This is a genomic window from Gracilibacillus sp. JCM 18860, from assembly GCF_055395245.1.
The window spans coordinates 3,277,698-3,297,861 of the sequence record NZ_AP043868.1 but is presented as its reverse complement, the minus strand read 5'-3'; the positions used below and the strand labels follow the sequence as shown (position 1 = coordinate 3,297,861).

Sequence of the window (20,164 nt, the reverse complement as noted above, 5' to 3'; positions counted from 1 at the left end):
CTAATAAAGTCTAATGATGGTAAAAAGTTTCTATTTTAATTATGATATAAATTTTCTCTTTGATTTTTTAAGAAGATTATATCCTGCTGGTGTTAAATGTTGTAGCAAGAAGAATATCTTTTTTTTAATAGGAAGAGTTCTAAAGTAATTTCTTAATATATAATTTTTAAATATGTCCATTTTGTTAAAATCCTTTTGCAATTTTAAAATTTGAAATTTTATTTTTGCACAATATTTATTTATATCTGAATCGTATCTAAAGTTAGTATAATTATTAAACTCTTGTAAAATAATAATCATTTTTTTTTGAGAAGCTATTGCCTTGATTTTATTGTTTTGAATAGTATTATTCCATGAGACGGAAACATTTACTCTATAGACTGACATATGTTTCGCCATAAAATAAATATAACCCTTTGTTTGCAGTATTAATGCAGTTGGTGTATCGCCAAAAGGAGCTTTGAAAAACCAATTCGGTGGATTATCTAAAAATTCTTTTCGATAAAAAATAGAACTGCTTGGATTTGTCCTTCCTGCCCCGTAAAACAGATGTTCATTTGATATCAACTTATCAAACGCAGAATAACAAATCTCTCCATCAAATTTTTTATTAGCATCATCATAAATTTTGGCTGAATGAAATACAAAACTGCAATCTGGATTTTTTTCCATATAATCGTATTGTTTTTGTAATTTATATTCATCAATCCAATAATCGTCACCGTCGCACATAGCTACATATTTTCCTGTTGCTCTTAGATGATTAAATTTATAATGCATTCTTGTATTCTTATGATATTGATTTTGTTTTTGATAGATTGGTTTAATAATTTTTGGATATTTTTCCTCATAGTACTTAATTCTTTTTTGTGTATCATCTGTAGAAGCATCATCATGAATTAGAATTTCAAATGGAAAATCTGTTTTTTGTTTTAAAAAGCTAGTGATTGCATCATCAACATAGTTTTCATGATTGTAAGCAATGTAACTTATACTCACTTTCGGTAAATCTTTATTCCATGTCTCCATAATTTTATTTTCTGATGATAAATTAGCCATATTAAGACCTCTTTTCATAATCTTTTTGCAAAGTATGTATTTATTTGAATATTAGGAGTATGGTTTTTCAGAATATCTATTTAAACTAAAGTCATATTAAAGAGTTGAATTTTAGTTATAATTTAGCTGCTTCGTAAGCTTTTCTTTCTAATTTACAAATTTCTTCCCATGTAAAGTTCATTGAAATTCTATTACTTAACTTAATTGCATTGAGGTTATAATTAGGATCATTAATTAGCTCTATAACTCTTTTTGCAACTTTCGTTGGAAAATTATTATTTATAGAAAAAACATTATCACTCACTCCAACAGCTTCTGGTATACCACCAACATCACTTCCTACAGCAGGTATTCCCATTGCGTTGGCTTCTAAAATTACCATGCCTAAACCTTCCATTCTACTTGGTACAACTAAGACACTGACCTCCTCTAGACATCTTGGCACCATATCTGGTTTTACATTTCCTGCAAATTCGACTCTACTTAGTAAATTATTTTTTTTCAATTCTTCTAGTATTTCGCTTTTTAAAGGACCATCTCCAATTATTTTAAAGTTAATCGAAGAATCTAATTTGTTTATCTCACCAAAAATTTTTGGAAGTAGATCTGCACCTTTAATGTTCTTTAATGCACCAACATAAGCAATAACTTTAGACTTTTCATTAGTAGTTTTTAGATTAAATTTTGATCTATCTACACCATTATATGTAACAATTGCATTACGTCCAGAGTATCCCTTTTTGATAGCAATTTTTAACAGTGAGTTACTTACAAAAAAACACTTTTTTGCATTCTCCATAGCAATTAATAGTTTATTTTGGTCAATTCCTTGTAATTTATTTATATCAGTCCCATGAAATGTAATGAAGTAAGGAATATTGTATTTTTCACTTAATAAATATGCAATATACCCATGTGGGAAACCCCAATGAGCATGTATAATATCTGATTCATTCAATTCGTTACTGAATTTTTTGTAGTAGTTCGCTGCAACATTTTCAATTGATGTTTTTTTTATCAATCGTTTTAAGTAATAAATCATTGATAACCTAATGTTTGAGTTTCTAACTCTGAGTCCATCCAATATAATTTCTTCATTAAGTTTTTTATCATGTTCAAATTTTTTTCCTATCATTCTTAATACAGTCTTAATTGAAACACTTGGATAAGTATTCTGGTTAATTATTTCCGTTGAATAATAGTTGGAATGTCTTTTTATTCTCTCAAATGTTGCATTATATAATCCGCCTGGCTTTCTAACATCTAAAGTGGTAATAAAAAAAATTTTCAAATTAAATCAACTCACTTAACAAATAATTAGCTATCAATATACGCTAAGAATTCTTTCTTTGAAACTCCTTTAAGTTATTATCATTTATTTGATTAGAGTGTACTCTGTTTTTACTTATATGAAACAAACTTGAGCAAATAAAAAAATAAACAAAGTTACTCTGTGGATAATGGAATGGATTAAATGTTAATAAAATGAAAAAGGTTATAATATAGCCTGTATACATAAATATATTTTTTATTGGTCTATACATAAATAAGTTAATTACAAATATACTAATATAAATACTTGCTCCAATAATACCTAATTTAGCGAACGAATCAAATAATTCTGAATGTCCACCTATTAAGTAATTTGTCATTAAGCCACTAATTTCTATAGTACCTATCCAAAAATTATCTAAAAAAGTACTTATAGATTGCATATAAAGATTTATTCTTGCAGTTAATGTACCACCTGAACCTTCTCCCGTTAACATATTTCCTAGCAAAATCAATCTACTCTGATATAGTTTATTAAAATTACCGGAAATATCTATTAAATAATTACCAATTCTATTTGTTGACAATATAATAGAGAAAATTATTAAACTAATTCCACTCATTATACTTATAAGTAAATACTTACTTCGACCTTTATTTACTAACGTTCTCACAAAGAAAATAAATATATTAATTACTAAACCAATTAACAATGCTATTAGTGTTATAGTGGAACCAGTTTGGAAACACAAAAATATACTAGTAAGCACAATAAAAATAATTATAATTTTTTTTGGTTTAGAAATGGATTGAAATAATAAATAACTTATACTAACACCTAACAACGCAGAACCGAAGGCTAACCCATACCCTTCACCTATTGCCACATTTCCATATTGTTCACCTTGATGGGAAATTATATCTCTTGCTGCAAATTCATTTTTATTATAAAAAATTATTGCTTTCCAACAATAATATATCCATATAGCTAATAAAACATAAACTAATTTTTTAAATGTTTCAAATGAGTATTTCTGCCTATAGTATAGAAACATTATGATACCTATAAACAAAGATAATTGACCTAAAGAATATCCTATACTAGTAATCAATCCTTCTGTAATGAGAGACACTATAAATGTATAAAATAAATACATACCTAAACATATTATTAATTTATTTGTTATGATTGTTTGAATAATTTTAAAATCAGTGACAAAAATTAAAAAAACCCACATTAATGTCAGAGCAAATACAAGATTTTGTTCACTAGACACTCCCCTAAGTGTAAATATATAGAATAATATAAAAAAAATCAGTGAAACATCAATTTTTGTTGGAAACCTTTGATTGATAGTATGCATTTTTAATCAACTTTCTTATTTAGTATTTATCTTTTTTGTATTCATTATCGTAATATTATTTAATATTTTTATTGAAAAAAATATTAAATTCTGATACTAAACTAGTGTATCTTTTTAACTTATAGCTTTTACGAAAAAAATATTGCTTTGTTATCAGCTATCTGCTTTATTTCTTTCATAAATTATATGTAATTTTTTTAACTCCTCTAAGTATTTTTCAGACAAGTAGTATTGTGTCATTTGTTTTGTAGTTTTAACAGCATTATTTACTATATCTGCTTTAAATTCTCCATTTAAAGCTTTAATGAGTTTTAACCGTAAATCATTAATATCTCTTGGTTTGCACAAATAACCATTTATTCCATCTAATATAATACCATCAATCCCTTCTCCTTTTGAACCTATTGTAATACAACCTTTGGCCATAGCTTCTAAATAAACTAATCCAAGAGTTTCTGAAGAGCTAACCATTGCAAAAACATCCGCCTGTTCCATGTGGTGTAACACTTCGTAATGCTCTAAATATCCTAAAAACTCTACATTATTCCATATATCTAGATCTCGTACTAACTTTATTAGTTTCTTCTTCTCTGGGCCATCCCCTGCTATTTTTAGTACAGTATTAGGAAAACTTTTGAGATGAGCAAATGCCCTAATTAATATATCAATATTTTTTCTTTTCCTCATTGATGCGGCTATGAAAATCACTCTAGATCTTCTATTTATTTTCTCTTTAACTTTTTCACCACTAATAATATTTTCTTTATTAATTCCTGAATAAACTAAAAAAGTATCCTTTTCACAGTAACCTAATTTAATATACGCTTCCTTCAGCATATCACTTCTAAATCCTATCTTATCAATATTATGTAAAATATTATTAAACTTGTAACGCTTATGTTGACTATTCTGTAAGTGATTGATGTCTGTTTGATGTAGCGAAAAGACTAAAGGAATTTTGAATTGTTTTTTTATAAGACTTGCTATATATAAAGATGGATTCATCATGTGACAAACAATTACGTCTGGTTTATTATGAGAAAGTATAGATGTGATATGTTTAACTGAATGAATAATATCCTTACTTTGATAGTTTAACTTTGGATATTTTCTTACTGGAACTCTGGTAACATTGACCTTGTCTATTGTAAAAGACTTACTATGATTAAGCTGGTCAGCAATTTTACTTTTCATAAACAAATTAAACAAGGTTGGGTATGTTGGCATTATTTTTATTACTTGAACTTCATTTTCCATGGATACCCAATTTTTAGCAAAGTCATGTAAAGCATATGACATTTGTTGTCGGGATTGCGTTGGAAAAGCAGGATATAAAGTGGTTATTAATAAGACTTTCATAGTTCACACTACTTTCTCCTTTAATACTCTAAATTATGATAAATATTATTGTAATCCTGTGTTAATTTATTCCAATCAAATAAATTAGATTTTCTTGTACAATTATCAGATATGTTATTATAGTTATGTGAAATCATCAATATCCTATCTGCGATTTCCTTCTCATTAAAACAATCCACACTATAGCCAACTACACCGTTAGTAAATTGACCATCAAACCCTTGATTTTTAGTATATATGATCGGTAGTCCTTGACTCATAGCTTCTACATACACTAGCCCAAATGTTTCATGTATAGATGGCATTACAAAAATATCATGTTCTCTATAGATATTGATTAATTCTTCTTTTTCAACTGGCTTAATATAATTTACTATTGTCTCTTTAACAATTTTATTAAATATTTTATTATCTTTAACTTTACCAACTATTGTAAACTTTATATAACACCCTTCCTTGATCAATAACTTAATCGCTTTGATTGTGATTAATAGATTTTTATTCTCATTTATATCCCCAACATACAAAAGGTTGATTTTTTTAGGTTTTAACTGCTTTCTATTTCTAAATTTATTTTTAAACCAAAAATCATCGATACCATTTGGAATCACATGTGATTTAAATTCTAAGGTTCCCTTTATTTTATCTGGCACATATTCATTGATTACTAACTTTTTATATGGTTCAGATAAAAAAATAACTCTTTTAGCATTTTTTAAGATTTTCAGTCCAATTCCTCTTAAATGATACAATTTCTTAAAAAACCAATTAACATCAGTATTTCTAATTGCTACTATGTAAGGTATATTAAATTTTTGGTTTAATTTATAAGCAATAAACCCATTTGTAAACAGTGAGTGTGCATGTATAATATCGTAAGAATATATATCAAATTTAGTTTGGATTTCCTTTAATATCTTATATTGCTTCAAGAAGTAACTATATCTATCAAAGGAGTTGTAACATTTACTTACTACTGAATACTCTCCAAAGTCTCTATCATCATTACGGAAGGATTTAGGCACAGGTACAAAAACGTCTATATCAAGATTATGTCCAATTTGCTTATCATAAAGATTCTTATAAAATTTACCTGTACTAAAATATGAGTTTATATGTAAAATCTTCATAGTTTTCACCACTTTTTTATAGTCGCCAATATAAGAAACCTTTTTCTTTTACCTTCTCGTTATCAAATTGACTTTTAACATCAATCAATATTTTCTCGTTATTTGGCATATCATTGTATAGTGTATTTATTTTGTCTAGATCTAATGATTTGAATGCTTCATGTCCAACGGCAAATACCATGCAATCGACTTCTTTAATATCATCTAATTCAACTAATTCTAAATTATATTCACTTTTTACTTCCTCATTGTTAGCAACTGGATCTACAATCAAGCAATCAACGCCATATTCCTTTAGCGCATCTATAATATCAATTACTTTAGAGTTTCTAGTATCTGGAGTGTTTTCTTTAAAAGTCAATCCAAATATTACTATTCTCGATTGTTTTATAATTTTATTTGCTTCGATTAATTTTTTGATAATAGCATCAGCAATAAATTTGCCCATTCCATCATTTATTTTCCTACCTGACAAAATGATTTGGCTATGATACCCAAGCCTTTCAGCCTCGTATATAAAATAATATGGATCTACTCCAATACAATGACCACCTACCAAACCAGGTGTAAAACCAAGAGCATTCCATTTAGTACTCATTGCATCGATAACATCCTTTGTATCAATGTTCATTCTATCAAATACCATGGCTAATTCATTCATAAAAGCGATATTGATATCCCTTTGGCTATTTTCTACTACTTTAGCTGCCTCCGCAACTTTGATTGAACTAGCTTTGAATACCCCTGCTTCGATTATTAATTCGTATATCTTTGTTAGTTCTTCTAGACTATCATTGTCGATAGAGGAGACTATTTTTGTTATTTTTTCAAGTGTATTCACTTTATCACTTGGATTAATACGTTCAGGTGAATATCCTACCTTGAAATCTTTCCCACATTTCAACCCTGACTGTTTTTCAAGTATAGGAATACAGATATCTTCAGTTACACCTGGATATACAGTTGATTCATAAACCACTGTACTTCCTGTAGTTAGATTTCTACCAATTACTTCACTTGCACCAACTACAGGATCTAAATTAGGTGTCTTATCTAAATTAATCGGCGTTGGCACTGCAACCACATGAATTTTTGCTTCTTTCAATTTTCTCTCATCGGAAGTGAATTCAACAGTTGTATTTTTAATCTCTTCATCTCCTACTTCGTTTGTAGGATCAATACCTGACTTATATAAGTCCACCTTGTTTTCATTTATATCAAAACCAATTACATCAATTTTTTTTGCAAAAGCTACTGCTAAAGGCATCCCAACATACCCTAGTCCAATTACTGATAATTTTGTTTTATTACTGACTAGTTCTTCATATAACATTTTTCTATCCCCCATAACAGTTATCTTGTACTTTCAGCTTTTTCCCAAAAAGGTTTAGCTCTTCCTGAGACAATTTTAATTACTCCAAACCACTGTGCTAGAATTGTTACGCTATAATAATATATTAAAGTTAATAACTTATTCTCTGATTTAGTGACTGCCTTTAACAAGGCTAATAAGTAAAATAAAACTTGTCCTACAAACATCATAAGATAAAACCATGATTCATATATTAGTAGTAGACTAGTTAACAACAATAATAAATGTGAAACCCATAATAAGTATCTACACGTTCGATGACCAAAATAGAAATATGAGAACCATTTGTACTTAAATATATTTAAGATCCTCAAGTCGGGCAAGATATACTTAAGTATAATACGATTCATTCTTACCTTACGACCAAATTCATCTTCAATAACTTCTCCTGCTTTCTCATATGCGATCGCATCATGGTTAGCAATAGCTCTCTTACCTTGAAGAGCGTATAAAGGGGGCATAGCACTGTCGTGACAAAGTACTGGATCAAAATCATGATAATCTTCAGTTCTACAGGCATAAAGTGCTCCATTACCAGCTGTGATTGTTTGAATCCTTCCTTCGATCTCACGAATGGCAAGGTCACTATCCCAATAACTTCCCTCCGCACCACTTACATCGCTTGTGTCTTTATTTACTATCGATAATCTACCGGATACATAAGCAATATCTTCCGATGTAAAAGCTGCCATAAGCTCTTTTACAGAATTTTTATGCATGATAGAGTTAGCATCTGTCATTACGAGGTACTCTGTCGTAACTAGTTTATGTGCTTCATTCTGAGCATTTGTTTTTCCTTTTCGCTGATTCACTCTATAAAGTCTTATATTTAAATCTTCATGTTCTCTTATAAATTGTTCTACTATTTCATTAGTTCTATCAGTACTATTGTCTGAAGCTATTAAGAATTCAATGTTTTCCTTTGGATAATTTAACTCTTTAATATTATTAAGTTTTTCATATATTACCTTTTCTTCGTTATGTGCAACAACCATAACTGTGACGGTTGGCTTGTGATTATAATCTTTTTTTAAACTGCGATTTTTATAGAATTTACCTATAAATACAATAGAAAAAGGATATCCAATCATCGCCCAGATAATTATAAAACCACTTATAAAAAATAAAATCTTATACAATAGTTCCATATGATTTTACTCCTATTTTTCATTATTAATTAATTTTCTGGCAGGGATTCCGACGTATGTGCCAGGTTCTTTTATATCTTTTACCACAACTGCTCCTGAACCAATATTACAATTACCCGTAATATTCAAATTGTTGTTCACTATGCTTCCTATTCCTAACCAGGTCCTTCTTCCAATTTCAACGGTGCCAGCCGTATGAACTCCAGGTGATATATGGACGAAGTCTTCTATCACGTTATCATGATCTACAGTACAACCAGTATTAATTATTGCACCTTTACCAATTTTCGTACAACAATTAATAATTGCTCCGCTCATAACTACCGACCCTTTTTCAATTTTCACTCTATCGCTAATAATGGCAGTTGGATCAATTAATACTGGAAAATTTGCACCTTTATTCTCTAGTTTTAGAAATACTCTTTCCCTGATTGTGTTACTACCAATTGCAACAAAGATATCATATTCATCGATATAGGAAAAAGCATCTTTTGTGGTACCAATAACATCTATACCTAAAGAGGACTTTATTGTTTTATCATCATCAAGAAATAAAATTGTTTTCCATTTATTCATTTTCATTGCAATTTCAGCTACTACCTTACCATGTCCACTGGCTCCAATGATAATAAGTTTTTCTTTATTCATTGTAAACTTTCCTATTCGACCCTCTAAATGGTTCAACTGTTACGGAGTTATCAGAATGAATCCCTTCTCTAGCAAAGACTTTTTTAATTGTTAGAAGAATAATCTTACAATCTAAAGCAAAACTTACTTTATTCACATATTCAACATCAAAATTGAATTTATCTTCCCAGTTAATACTGTTTCTTCCATTAACTTGAGCCCAACCAGATAATCCCGGCCTTACTTCATGACGACGTCTTTGAAATTCATTATAAAGGGGCAAGTATTCAACCAAAAGGGGCCTAGGTCCAATCAAGGACATGTCTCCTTTTAAAATGTTTATTAGTTCAGGTAATTCATCAAGTGATGTTGATCTAAGAAATTTACCGAATTTAGTTAACCTTATATTATCCGGGAGCAATTTCCCTTTATCATCTTTTTCATCAGTCATAGTTCTGAATTTATACATGGTAAAGATTTGATTGTTTAAACCTGGCCTTTGTTGTTTAAATAAAATAGGACTTCCTAGTTTAGTCCTTACAAGAAAGGCAATAATTATAAAGACAGGACTTAGTATAATAAGGGTTAATAATGAAAGAAGAAAATCTAAGAATCTCTTTATAAATCTTCTATATAAACCATCATTTAAAGTATCCATAACTTATTACCATAACCTCCTTATTATTTCTACAACCCTTTCCAATTCATTATCATTCATTTTCGTATCACTAGGCAAACATACACCTGTTTCAAACAGTTTTTCCGAAACTCCATCACCAACGAAATCATATTCTTCAAAAAATGGTTGCTTATGCATTGGTTTCCAAATAGGTCTTGATTCAATATTTGCATGTTCTAATTCATCCATAAGTTCAGTCGGAGAAACTTGGCCATGCAAAGTGAGGCAACTTAACCAATAGTTCGGTGAATCCCATTCATTGATTGGCATAAATTGAACACCTTCCAAGTTACCTAGTTCTTTCTTATAATATTCAAATATATATTTTTTCTTCTGGACTCTTTCTTCTAGTACTTTTAATTGGCCTCGGCCTATCCCAGCAACTACATTACTCATTCTATAGTTATAACCTAATTCACTATGTTGATAATGTCGTGCTTGATCACGAGATTGAGTTGCCCAAAATCTAGCTTTTGCGATTTTATCCTCATTATTAGATACTAGCATTCCTCCACCAGATGAAGTGATGATTTTGTTACCATTAAATGAGTAAACTCCATAGTCCCCTATTGTTCCAGTAGCTGTTCCTCTATAGTAGCCACCTAGACTTTCTGCAGCATCTTCAATTACTGCTACATTATGTCGTTTACATATAGCCATTATTTTGTCCATATCTGCTGACAAACCGTATAAATGTACAACGATAACTGCTTTTACATCTGGATATTTTTCAAATGCTTCTTCAAGTGCTTTCGGATCCATATTCCACGATTTTTCATCACTATCAATGAAAACAGGAATGGCTCCTTCATACACAATTGGATTTGCTGTTGCTGAGAAAGTTAAAGTTGAGCAAAAGACTATATCTCCTTTTTCAACTCCAGCCGCCTTTAATGCTAGATGAATGGCACTTGTACCAGAGTTAAGAGCTGCAGCTGCCTTTACACCGACCTTACGAGTAATCTCTTCTTCAAATTTGTTAACATTTTCTCCTAAAGGCGCTAACCAATTGGTATCAAAGGCTTCTTTTACATATTGTCTCTCATATCCTTCATCACTCATATGAGGTGAAGATAAAAATATTCGTTGTGACATCAAAATAAACTTCCCCTCTGTTAGACCTAGATACTTTTTTGCATCTTTTTTTCTGCATATACAATGTTCATTAACTGATCTTTCAGTTGCTCTTTAGACTTCGAGTTAAACTGCTCTATCAATTGCATCAAACAATGTTGATCTACTTGAACTGTTTTTCCAATATATATTTTTTCATAAATCGCCTCAGGATGTACCTCATTCTCCCCAAGCAATTCCTCATACATTTTCTCACCAGGTCTAATACCAGAAAACTTAATCGGTATCTCCTCTTCACTATAGCCTGATAGTTTAATTAGATTCTTAGCTAAATCTACTATTTTTACTGGTTCCCCCATATCTAACACAAAAATTTCTCCACCACGAGCTACTGTACCAGCTTGAATAACAAGTCTTGAAGCTTCAGGTATTGTCATAAAATATCTTGTCATATCAGGATGCGTAACGGTTACTGGACCGCCTTGTTCAATTTGCTTCTTAAATAATGGAATAACACTTCCACGGCTTCCTAATACATTTCCAAAGCGAACAGCTACAAACTTCGTCTTACTATGTTTTGCCAAATCTTGCACAATCATCTCTGCGATGCGCTTTGTCGCACCCATCACATTTGTAGGGTTCACGGCTTTATCAGTAGAAATTAAAACGAAAGTATGAATGCCATAAGTATCAGCCGCATCCGCTACATTTTTTGTTCCGATTACATTATTTTTCACAGCTTCATGAGGGTTATATTCCATTAACGGTACATGCTTGTGCGCAGCCGCATGATAGATAATTTCAGGCTTATACTGCTCTACAATTTCAAATATCCTTTTGCGATCTTGTACATCAGCGATAATTGGGAGTATTTCAATATTTTTCTCTCCGTATTTTTGACGCAACTCCATATCTATCGAGTAGATACTAAACTCACCATGACCTACTAATAGAATACGTTCAGGTGTAAATTGCATTAGCTGTCGACAGATCTCTGAACCAATGGAGCCACCTGCACCTGTTACCATTACGGTATTGCTTGTGACATATTCTGAGATTGAGTTAATATCAAGCTCGACCGGATCACGACCAAGTACATCCTCGACATCCACGTTTTTGAGGTTACTCACAGAGATTTTCCCTGAAACAATATCCTCTATCTTTGGTACCATCTGTACTTTTGCATTGGTCGCATTACATTTCGCAATAATTTCTGTCAATGCGCCATTTGTTAATGATGGTATCGCGATAACAATGTGTTCGATCTCCAAATCTTTTGCAATTTGTTGAATATCCTTTGAATTTCCTACAACTGGAATATCGTATAATTGCATTTTATGCTTATTTAAATCATCATCAACAAATGCTACTGGACACAAGTCTGTATGGTGTTGTTCATTTTTTAATTGTCGTGCAATCATGGCACCAGCGGAGCCCGCGCCTACGATTAAGGTGCGTTTCTTATTTTTCTTCTCGACGATATACCGATCACGGAAAATTCTCCAGATAAATCTTGATCCACCAATGAGAATTATATGTAAGAGCCATGTAACAATAAGTGCTCGTCGATATAGATTAAAATCATTGGCTAGGTATTGAACAACTCCTGCCGCAAGAATAGAGAAGGTAATAGCTTTTACAATTGCCATTAATTCTCCCACACTTGCATAGGACCAGACCTTATTGTATAGCTTATAAATGGCTGCAAATAGATGATGAAAGGCAAGTAGCGCAATCGAACTTATCCATAGTGCATGAAGACTTCCAAATTCTGTTGATGGATAAACGATCCATGCCGCAATAAAGATGGCTGTACTGACAATGACAGAATCTAATATTGCTAATAATGCGATTCTAAGTTTATAACCCATTTGGGTCTTCCTCTCTTCATTAATTTACTTTCACTTGCTCTACAAGTTCTTCTAACAAGTTTCTAACCTCGTCACCAATTTCTTCATTTTGCAGAGCAAATTCTAAGGTTGTTTTCACAAAACCGAATTTTTCTCCGACATCGTAACGCTTGCCTACAAAATCATAAGCAAAAACGCTTTGTGTTTCATTTAACTGTTGAATGGCATCTGTTAATTGGATTTCTCCACCTGCACCTAGTTCTTGTTGATCTAAGTATTTAAATATTTTTGGTGACAGGACATATCGACCCATAATAGCTAGATTAGAAGGTGCCGTTCCTTGTGCTGGTTTTTCCACAAAACGATTGACCGAATAATTTCTATCATCTGCTTTTTCGCGAGGGTCAACAATCCCATAACGGTGCGTTTCATGATCCGCTACTTGTTGTACACCAATAATCGATCCACCTGTTTGTTCATATTGTGTGATCAATTGCTTCAAGCATGGCGTTTCTGCTTGCACAATATCATCACCAAGTAGCACCGCAAATGGCTCATCTCCTATAAACTTACGAGCACACCATACAGCATGACCTAAGCCTAATGGTTCTTTTTGTCTTATGTAATGAATATCCACTTTTGCTGGCTGTTTTGCTTTTTCTAATAATTCTAGTTTTCCTTTTTTTAAAAGATTATCCTCTAGCTCGAAATTGTTATCAAAGTGATCTTCTATTGCCCGTTTCCCTTTACCTGTCACGATGATGATATCCTCAATCCCAGAATCGATTGCTTCTTCTACAATGTATTGGATTGTTGGCTTATCCACAATAGGCAGCATCTCCTTTGGCATTGCCTTGGTTGCTGGCAGAAATCGTGTGCCTAATCCTGCTGCAGGTATGATCGCTTTTCTAACTTTTTTCATGGTTAATCCTCCAGTAATTCATTTTCAAAATTTTCACACATTAAACAGTATATTAAGCTTGTTAGCCCTTTAAGACTAAAATAAGCCTAAGATTTTCTTTTTCTTAATTCTCACTGGGCTTTCTCCTACTACTAATTCTCCTTCAGCTAGAAGCTGAGAATTCTCCATAAACCAGTATAATAGCGAAGTTCCGTATGCACTTTTTATCACGGAGTGTGCCTCCTGCATCGCAAAGCCTCTTGTTGTGACATTGTGAGCGTCTGATGCAATAAAGTGTGTTAAATTGGATTCAATTAATTGCAGGCTAAACTTCTTAATCTTCTTACCAAATTTCCCTGCAACACTTGCTGCTGTTATTTGGGTTAATGTCCCATCACGGACGAGCTCATACAAAATATTGGGATTTTCCATTAATTCTTTATTGCGTTCTGGGTGCACAATAATTGGTTTGACCCCTTGCACTTGAAGATCAAACATTAGTTGGTTCGTATAGCGTGGAACATGGTTGGAAGGTAGTTCCACGAATAAATAACCACTTGTTTCGTTTAGTGGTAGTAGGTGACCATCTTCTAAATCAGCTAACATATCTCCATTTATTCGTGTTTCTTGTCCGGGTAGTATAGTAAGAGGAATATCTTCTGCTTGTAATTGTTCATTTAATTGCTTCACAGCCTCAATTATATCAATCTTATAATTATCATAACTGCCATTTAAATGATGTGGTGTCGCAATAATCGTGGTAATTCCTTGAGAAACAGCAGATTTCGCCATTTCCATGCTTTCCGTCATATGCTTTGCACCATCATCGACACCTGGCAGGATATGACAATGAATATCAATCATGTTATTCATCGTCCTTTCCTATTTAATCAAGCATTCTATTAGAATACTTATCACCCATTCACTTTTTAAAGTATAGCAGTAATTACCACAAAAAAAAATAGCATTTCCTACTTATTTTTGATAGCTACTGTCGAATACTACTCAACGGTTGTATTTACATGCTTTACTCAGATAAACACTGTACTTTGTGCCTATTAGAAACACACTAATTATATTACAATTTTATAACATTAGTAATTCCTATTTCCTACCTCGTGACTTATATATGACTCTGTAAATGACTCGTTTTTATATTTTGTTCTTTATTTCTTCCTATTAAATTTATCTTTATTTCAAAGTTTTCTGCTGATTGTCCCTTACATATTATCTCCTTTCTATCATTTATTGTTCTTAATAAAGAATACCAGAATCAATCTATTTTGCAAATCATATGTAATAAATGGTCGAAACATTCCGTGGATAGGGTAATCATTGTTTGCGTGTGATCAGGTTGTTAGGCGTATTTTTTGTTTAGTAGTGGTGGTGGGTTCAATATTTCTAAGTCGAGCTGCCTTCTTTGCTTTTGTTGATTCAGCTCTTTGGTTTGTGGGGTGATCTTTTTCTTTGTGAGCTCAGTATATTTGATTGTGTGTTCGATTCGCTCTTTTGTGAGGTGAGGTCTTTTTTTTGTGTGCTCGGTTTGGTTGATTGCGAGTAGAATCATCAGGTGAATAAAAAAAGACTTGATAGGCTCAAGTCTCTTAATTCGCACCATAATAATAGTAGCTTCCCTTTTTCATTACTTTGTCGTTTAAGACGACGCCTAGTAATTTGGCTTTTCCAACCTCTAGAAGGGCTTTCGCTTTTTGGGCGGATTCATATTCAGTTTGTTTACTTCTTACGACCATGACGACTCCGTCACAAATATTAGCTAATATTTGTGCGTCCGTTACCGCTAATACTGGTGGGGTGTCGAAAATGACTAAATCATATTGTAAAGAAGCTTCAGATAGTAATCTTTCCATTGATTTTGATCCGAGTAGTTCAGACGGATTAGGTGGCACTGGACCACAAGGTAGTAAATCTAATCCTTGTATATCACTTTTCGTAATGGATTCTTCAAATGTGGTGCCACCTACCAGTACACTACTAAGACCTTTTCGATTATCCAGTCTAAACGTATAATGTAAGGTTGGTTTACGCATATCCGCATCAATTAATAATACCTTTTTCCCTTGCTGTGCGAAAACAACAGCAAGGTTCGCTGTAACAGAGGATTTCCCTTCTGAAGGGGCAGATGATGTGATCAGCATACTGTTTAAATCTCCATCCACAGCAGAAAATTGTAAATTCGTTCTTACCGTTTTATATTGCTCTGAAATAGGTGAACGTGGATTAATCTTTGTAATAAGATGACGGATATTGGTTTGCTTAAACGGTTTTCTTCCTCTGACCACTTATAGCCCCCCTTTCTCTTCTTACATTACTAGAACGCGGTACGGTTGTGACTTTAATATCATCTTCTGTAACATGGGAGATGACCCCTAATATAGGTAACTCCAATTTATTCTCGACATCTTCTTCTGTTTTGATCGTATTGTCTAAATATTCAAGCAAGAATGCTAATCCAACACCAACCATAAGTGCTAAAACTACTGCTATTGCAATATTTAGCAATGGCTTTGGACTTACGGGGCTTGGATCAGCCGCTACGGTCGCTTCCGTTAATACGTTAACATTATTGACATTCATCAATTCTGGAAGATCTGTTTGAAATATTTGTACGGTTGTATTGGCGATTTCTGCTGCAACCTCAGGATCAGCATCTGTTGCGGATAATGTTACCACTTGTGAACTCTCTGCGCTTGATATACTGATTTTCTCACCTAATGCACCGGCAGAAATAGTTAAATCTAATTCTTCTACTACTTGATCTAATATTCTTTTACTACTAATAATGTCGTTATATGTATTAATAATCTCGACATTGGAACGTATTTGATTAATATCTACTGCATTATTTTCATTTGTATCTTGATTAACGATAAATTGCGTACTGGCTTGATAGGTTGGCGTGATGATAAAATAACTTACGATGGCACTAACTAAGATGGCTCCTACCACTAACAATACAATAAGCATTAACCTCTTCTTTAAGACGCTAAATATTTCCTTAAGCGAAATTGTTTCCTCCATTACGTATAAACCTCCAAATTCATGTCCTTTTCATTAAGATGTAGACACACCATAAAGCGAATTATATCATAATCTTGTAGAATTTGACATAAAAATTTGGGAATTTTTTATGTCATATTTTGTCGAATAAGATCATAGTCTAGTAATAGCTTCCGAAGTAAAGTTTTAATATTCGAAATTATAGATTCCGATATTTTAGTTTAACATCTATTGACATCTAAAACAAAAAACCCTTTCCCTTCTATTGAAAGGGAAAGAGCTTAATCTCTTAAAAGGGGTGTCACTTCAATAATTCCGCTTCTCTTTCTCTAAAATAATCAATGGTTTGCGTTACTAATTTATTGAGTTCATCTTTATTAGGGATGGAATTCATAGCGGGATAAGGATCTCCTCCTGGTCCAAGAGGCTCTGGAGTAACAAATTTCCCATCTTGATTGAAGCCAATTAAGTATAAAGCCATGATCACTGTATCGATATCTAGGAAGCCTTCTCCCAATGCCCTTCTGTTACTATCCGCTAAATGCAAATTTATTAATTGATTTCTCGCATCCAAAATCGCTTGACTAATATGTGCTTCTTCACTTTGCATATGATAAAGATCTCCATTGATATGCATGACACCTTCATGGCCTACTGCACGAATAAATCTTTTAGCATCTTCAAAAGTATGAATAAAGCTGACTTCTGCAGACCGGATTGGTTCAATCGCTGCTTTAACATGATGCTTTTTAAAAAGAGGGGCAAGTAGCTTTAGGGTTTGTACACTACGGTAAAATTCAGCATCATCATATTTATTTGGACGACCTACTGCACCAGGAACTACTAATAAATAATGCCCACCGATTTTAGAAGTGAATTCTACTTCTCTTCTTATATAATCTATTGCTGCTTGCCTACTAATGTGCGAATTACTAGATAAATCATTTTCTGCGGAGAACATTCCACAAACACCGGAGACTTTGATATCATATTTTTTCAATAGTTTTTGTGTTTCTTCTATATTATATCCTAAGTCATCCCCGTAATGATTCCCATGTAGTTCGATATAATTAACTCCTGCTTGCTTTAGTCGTGTGAGTGAATCTTCTAGATCCTCTAAACCAAATCCCCAATTGCTCCATGATACATTTAATTTTTTCTTTAGTCGATTTGGATGTTTCTCTTTAAGCTCCTCGAATTTGCTTTTGATTTCATGATTGATTTTCTCATAGTTTTGTATCTTCACTTTATCCACTCCTTTTATGACATAAGGAATACAAGGACGTTGTTAACTCTGTAAGATTGCTTTCATTCGCTTGACTATAGTTTCCACGGTAAAGCCATATTCCTTTACTAACACTTCCCCTTTTGCTGATGCACCAAATGTTTCCATACTTATTACATCACCGGAATCTCCCACATATTTGTGCCAACCTAAAGAGGAAGCCATTTCAATCGCTAATTTTGCTTGGATAGATCTAGGTAAGATTTTTTTCTTATATTCTAGCGATTGTTTTTCGAATCGATCCCAGGATGGCATACTGACAACCGATACATAGATACCTTCCTTTTGTAATGCCTTTTGTGCTTCGATAGCTAAATGTACTTCCGAGCCTGTTGCTAATAGTTGTCCTGCAGGAGCGTAAGGTGCTTCAGAGATGATATAGGCACCTCTTTTTACCCCTTGTTCCGCTTGCTCGCGTGATACAGTTGCTGGAGGAAGTTTTTGACGAGTTAGTACTAATACGTGTGGAATGTTTTTACTTTCTATGGCTAATTGCCAAGCTGTGGCTACTTCATTTCCATCCGCTGGTCTTATCACACATAGGTTAGGCATTGCTCTTAATGATGCTAAGTGTTCAATAGGCTGATGGGTTGGACCATCCTCCCCAACCGCGATACTATCATGTGTCAGTACATAGGTGACAGGAACCTTCATTAAAGCCGCTGTCCGAATAGCAGAACGCAAATAGTCCGAAAATACAAAAAAGGTACCACCGAATACTTTCATTCCACTATGCAATGCCATTCCATTTAATGCTGCACCCATCGCAAATTCCCTCACACCAAACCAAATATTTCGTCCATCATAACTATTTGGGTGAAAGTCTCGCTCTTGCTCAATCATTGTTTTCGTTGACCCTGATAAATCTGCTGAACCACCTATAAAGAATGGGATCTTCTTAGCAATTTCATTTAAAACTTTGCCAGAAGCATCTCTAGTCGATACAGGTTCTGTAAAGGAGTAGTTTGGTAATATTGGTTGCCAATTATCAGGTAGCTTGCCTTGCATAATTGCTTTTAATTCGTAAGCCTTTTCATTATAAGCTACTTGATAAGCTTCCCATTGTCGCTTCCACTTTTCCTCTTTTATTTGCGCTTCTTTTTTTAATCTTTGATAAAAATTCTTGACTGATTCAGGAATGGTAAATGGTTGATCAAATGTCCAGTTGTAATACTTCTTTACTAATTCTCTTTCCTCTTTCCCTAAGGCTGTACCATGTGCAGCTGCCGTACCAGCTTTATTCGGAGCTCCAAAGCCAATGATGGTTTTCACTTCGATCAAGGTAGGTTTTTGCCTATTTTGTTTCGCTAGTAGAATGGCTTCATCTATTTCATTCAAATCATTACCATCCTCCACCTTTAACACTTGCCATCCGTAAGCTTGAAACCTCTTCGCGACATCTTCTGAGAAGGAACGACCTAATTCACCATCCAATGAAATATCATTGGAATCATACAAAACCATTAACTTCCCCAGCCTTAAATGACCCGCCAATGAAGCTGATTCATGTGAAATCCCCTCCATTAAATCTCCATCACTACATAAACTATACGTAAAATGATCGATAATGGAATGACTTCTTTGATTGTATTTGGAGGCAAGGAAACGTTCGGCCATCGCTATACCAACAGCAATTGAGATTCCTTGACCGAGAGGTCCTGTTGTAGCTTCTACTCCTACTGTATGACCATATTCCGGATGACCAGGTGTCTTACTTCCCCATTGTCTAAAATTCCTTAATTCTTCTAATGGAATATCATAGCCATGCAAATATAACAGACTATATAATAAAGCAGATCCATGACCTGCTGATAAAATGAATCGATCCCGATTAAACCAATGAGGATTTGCTGGGCTATGCTTTAAATGCTTTGTCCACAAAACATGTGCCATTGGCGCAGCTCCCATCGGTAGACCAGGATGTCCCGAATTTGCTTTTTCTACCATATCAATAGAAAGCATTCTTATTGTATCAATGGCTAACTGGTCTATTTCCCTCGTAGCTGACAAAATAACTCCTCCTCTC

General features: G+C 33.1%; 17 protein-coding genes. All 17 read right to left on the bottom strand.

Annotation, left to right across the window (positions count from 1 at the left end; translation table 11 throughout):
* Positions 1–39: 39 nt before the first annotated feature.
* Positions 40–1,059 carry a glycosyltransferase family 2 protein gene (locus tag ACZ5R4_RS16595; protein WP_464367644.1) on the bottom strand — a complete coding sequence of 340 codons (1,020 nt, stop codon included), beginning with the start codon at positions 1,057–1,059 and terminating at the stop codon, positions 40–42.
* A 115-nt stretch (positions 1,060–1,174) separates the two neighbouring features.
* Entirely contained in the window at positions 1,175–2,350 is a 1,176-nt protein-coding gene (locus tag ACZ5R4_RS16590; RefSeq protein ID WP_464367643.1) for a glycosyltransferase, read from the bottom strand.
* A 43-nt stretch (positions 2,351–2,393) separates the two neighbouring features.
* Complete coding sequence (locus ACZ5R4_RS16585; RefSeq protein WP_464367642.1) at positions 2,394–3,695, bottom strand: hypothetical protein; 1,302 nt, start codon at positions 3,693–3,695, stop codon at positions 2,394–2,396.
* Positions 3,696–3,848: 153 nt separating this feature from the next.
* The gene (locus ACZ5R4_RS16580; protein WP_054860234.1) at positions 3,849–5,054 is read right to left on the bottom strand and encodes a glycosyltransferase; all 1,206 of its coding nucleotides are present in this window, start codon (positions 5,052–5,054) and stop codon (positions 3,849–3,851) included.
* A 20-nt stretch (positions 5,055–5,074) separates the two neighbouring features.
* Positions 5,075–6,184, bottom strand: coding sequence for a glycosyltransferase family 4 protein (locus ACZ5R4_RS16575; RefSeq protein WP_464367641.1), 1,110 nt, complete (start codon positions 6,182–6,184; stop codon positions 5,075–5,077).
* 16 nt (positions 6,185–6,200) lie between these two features.
* Positions 6,201–7,517, bottom strand: coding sequence for a nucleotide sugar dehydrogenase (locus tag ACZ5R4_RS16570; protein ID WP_054860231.1), 1,317 nt, complete (start codon positions 7,515–7,517; stop codon positions 6,201–6,203).
* Between the two features lie 20 nt (positions 7,518–7,537).
* The gene (locus ACZ5R4_RS16565; RefSeq protein ID WP_464367640.1) at positions 7,538–8,704 is read right to left on the bottom strand and encodes a glycosyltransferase family 2 protein; all 1,167 of its coding nucleotides are present in this window, start codon (positions 8,702–8,704) and stop codon (positions 7,538–7,540) included.
* A gap of 12 nt (positions 8,705–8,716) precedes the next feature.
* Positions 8,717–9,352 (bottom strand): NeuD/PglB/VioB family sugar acetyltransferase, encoded by a 636-nt coding sequence (locus tag ACZ5R4_RS16560; RefSeq protein ID WP_054860230.1) that lies wholly within the window; start codon positions 9,350–9,352, stop codon positions 8,717–8,719.
* The gene (locus tag ACZ5R4_RS16555) at positions 9,345–9,989 is read right to left on the bottom strand and encodes a sugar transferase (protein ID WP_464367639.1); all 645 of its coding nucleotides are present in this window, start codon (positions 9,987–9,989) and stop codon (positions 9,345–9,347) included. The genes ACZ5R4_RS16560 and ACZ5R4_RS16555 overlap by 8 nt, the downstream gene beginning before the upstream one ends.
* A gap of 6 nt (positions 9,990–9,995) precedes the next feature.
* Positions 9,996–11,105 (bottom strand): DegT/DnrJ/EryC1/StrS family aminotransferase, encoded by a 1,110-nt coding sequence (locus ACZ5R4_RS16550; RefSeq protein ID WP_464367638.1) that lies wholly within the window; start codon positions 11,103–11,105, stop codon positions 9,996–9,998.
* 26 nt (positions 11,106–11,131) lie between these two features.
* Complete coding sequence (locus ACZ5R4_RS16545) at positions 11,132–12,955, bottom strand: polysaccharide biosynthesis protein (RefSeq protein WP_464367637.1); 1,824 nt, start codon at positions 12,953–12,955, stop codon at positions 11,132–11,134.
* Between the two features lie 19 nt (positions 12,956–12,974).
* On the bottom strand, positions 12,975–13,856 hold the full coding sequence (galU, locus tag ACZ5R4_RS16540) for a UTP--glucose-1-phosphate uridylyltransferase GalU (RefSeq protein WP_054860226.1): 882 nt from the start codon (positions 13,854–13,856) through the stop codon (positions 12,975–12,977).
* Between the two features lie 75 nt (positions 13,857–13,931).
* Positions 13,932–14,699, bottom strand: a complete 768-nt coding sequence (locus ACZ5R4_RS16535) for a tyrosine-protein phosphatase (protein WP_464368506.1) — start codon at positions 14,697–14,699, stop codon at positions 13,932–13,934.
* 740 nt (positions 14,700–15,439) lie between these two features.
* A complete protein-coding gene (locus ACZ5R4_RS16530) occupies positions 15,440–16,135 on the bottom strand; it encodes a CpsD/CapB family tyrosine-protein kinase (protein ID WP_054787672.1) in 696 nt (231 codons plus the stop codon).
* On the bottom strand, positions 16,110–16,874 hold the full coding sequence (locus ACZ5R4_RS16525) for a YveK family protein (RefSeq protein ID WP_109985260.1): 765 nt from the start codon (positions 16,872–16,874) through the stop codon (positions 16,110–16,112). Before ACZ5R4_RS16525 ends, ACZ5R4_RS16530 begins: the two co-directional genes overlap by 26 nt.
* 280 nt (positions 16,875–17,154) lie before the next feature.
* On the bottom strand, positions 17,155–18,099 hold the full coding sequence (locus tag ACZ5R4_RS16520) for a sugar phosphate isomerase/epimerase family protein (RefSeq protein ID WP_464367636.1): 945 nt from the start codon (positions 18,097–18,099) through the stop codon (positions 17,155–17,157).
* A 42-nt stretch (positions 18,100–18,141) separates the two neighbouring features.
* On the bottom strand, positions 18,142–20,151 hold the full coding sequence (gene tkt, locus ACZ5R4_RS16515; RefSeq protein WP_464368505.1) for a transketolase: 2,010 nt from the start codon (positions 20,149–20,151) through the stop codon (positions 18,142–18,144).
* Between the last annotated feature and the right edge of the window lie 13 nt (positions 20,152–20,164).

What these genes read in the sequence shown, in the direction of transcription:
- ACZ5R4_RS16595 (WP_464367644.1), bottom strand. Translation starts at nt 1,059, where the DNA reads ATGGCTAATTTATCATCAGAAAATAAAATTATGGAGACATGGAATAAA.
- ACZ5R4_RS16585 (WP_464367642.1), bottom strand. Translation starts at nt 3,695, where the DNA reads ATGCATACTATCAATCAAAGGTTTCCAACAAAAATTGATGTTTCACTG.
- ACZ5R4_RS16580 (WP_054860234.1), bottom strand. Translation starts at nt 5,054, where the DNA reads ATGAAAGTCTTATTAATAACCACTTTATATCCTGCTTTTCCAACGCAA.
- ACZ5R4_RS16575 (WP_464367641.1), bottom strand. Translation starts at nt 6,184, where the DNA reads ATGAAGATTTTACATATAAACTCATATTTTAGTACAGGTAAATTTTAT.
- ACZ5R4_RS16570 (WP_054860231.1), bottom strand. Translation starts at nt 7,517, where the DNA reads ATGTTATATGAAGAACTAGTCAGTAATAAAACAAAATTATCAGTAATT.
- ACZ5R4_RS16565 (WP_464367640.1), bottom strand. Translation starts at nt 8,704, where the DNA reads ATGGAACTATTGTATAAGATTTTATTTTTTATAAGTGGTTTTATAATT.
- ACZ5R4_RS16560 (WP_054860230.1), bottom strand. Translation starts at nt 9,352, where the DNA reads ATGAATAAAGAAAAACTTATTATCATTGGAGCCAGTGGACATGGTAAG.
- ACZ5R4_RS16555 (WP_464367639.1), bottom strand. Translation starts at nt 9,989, where the DNA reads ATGGATACTTTAAATGATGGTTTATATAGAAGATTTATAAAGAGATTC.
- ACZ5R4_RS16550 (WP_464367638.1), bottom strand. Translation starts at nt 11,105, where the DNA reads ATGTCACAACGAATATTTTTATCTTCACCTCATATGAGTGATGAAGGA.
- ACZ5R4_RS16545 (WP_464367637.1), bottom strand. Translation starts at nt 12,955, where the DNA reads ATGGGTTATAAACTTAGAATCGCATTATTAGCAATATTAGATTCTGTC.
- galU (WP_054860226.1), bottom strand. Translation starts at nt 13,856, where the DNA reads ATGAAAAAAGTTAGAAAAGCGATCATACCTGCAGCAGGATTAGGCACA.
- ACZ5R4_RS16535 (WP_464368506.1), bottom strand. Translation starts at nt 14,699, where the DNA reads ATGATTGATATTCATTGTCATATCCTGCCAGGTGTCGATGATGGTGCA.
- ACZ5R4_RS16525 (WP_109985260.1), bottom strand. Translation starts at nt 16,874, where the DNA reads ATGGAGGAAACAATTTCGCTTAAGGAAATATTTAGCGTCTTAAAGAAG.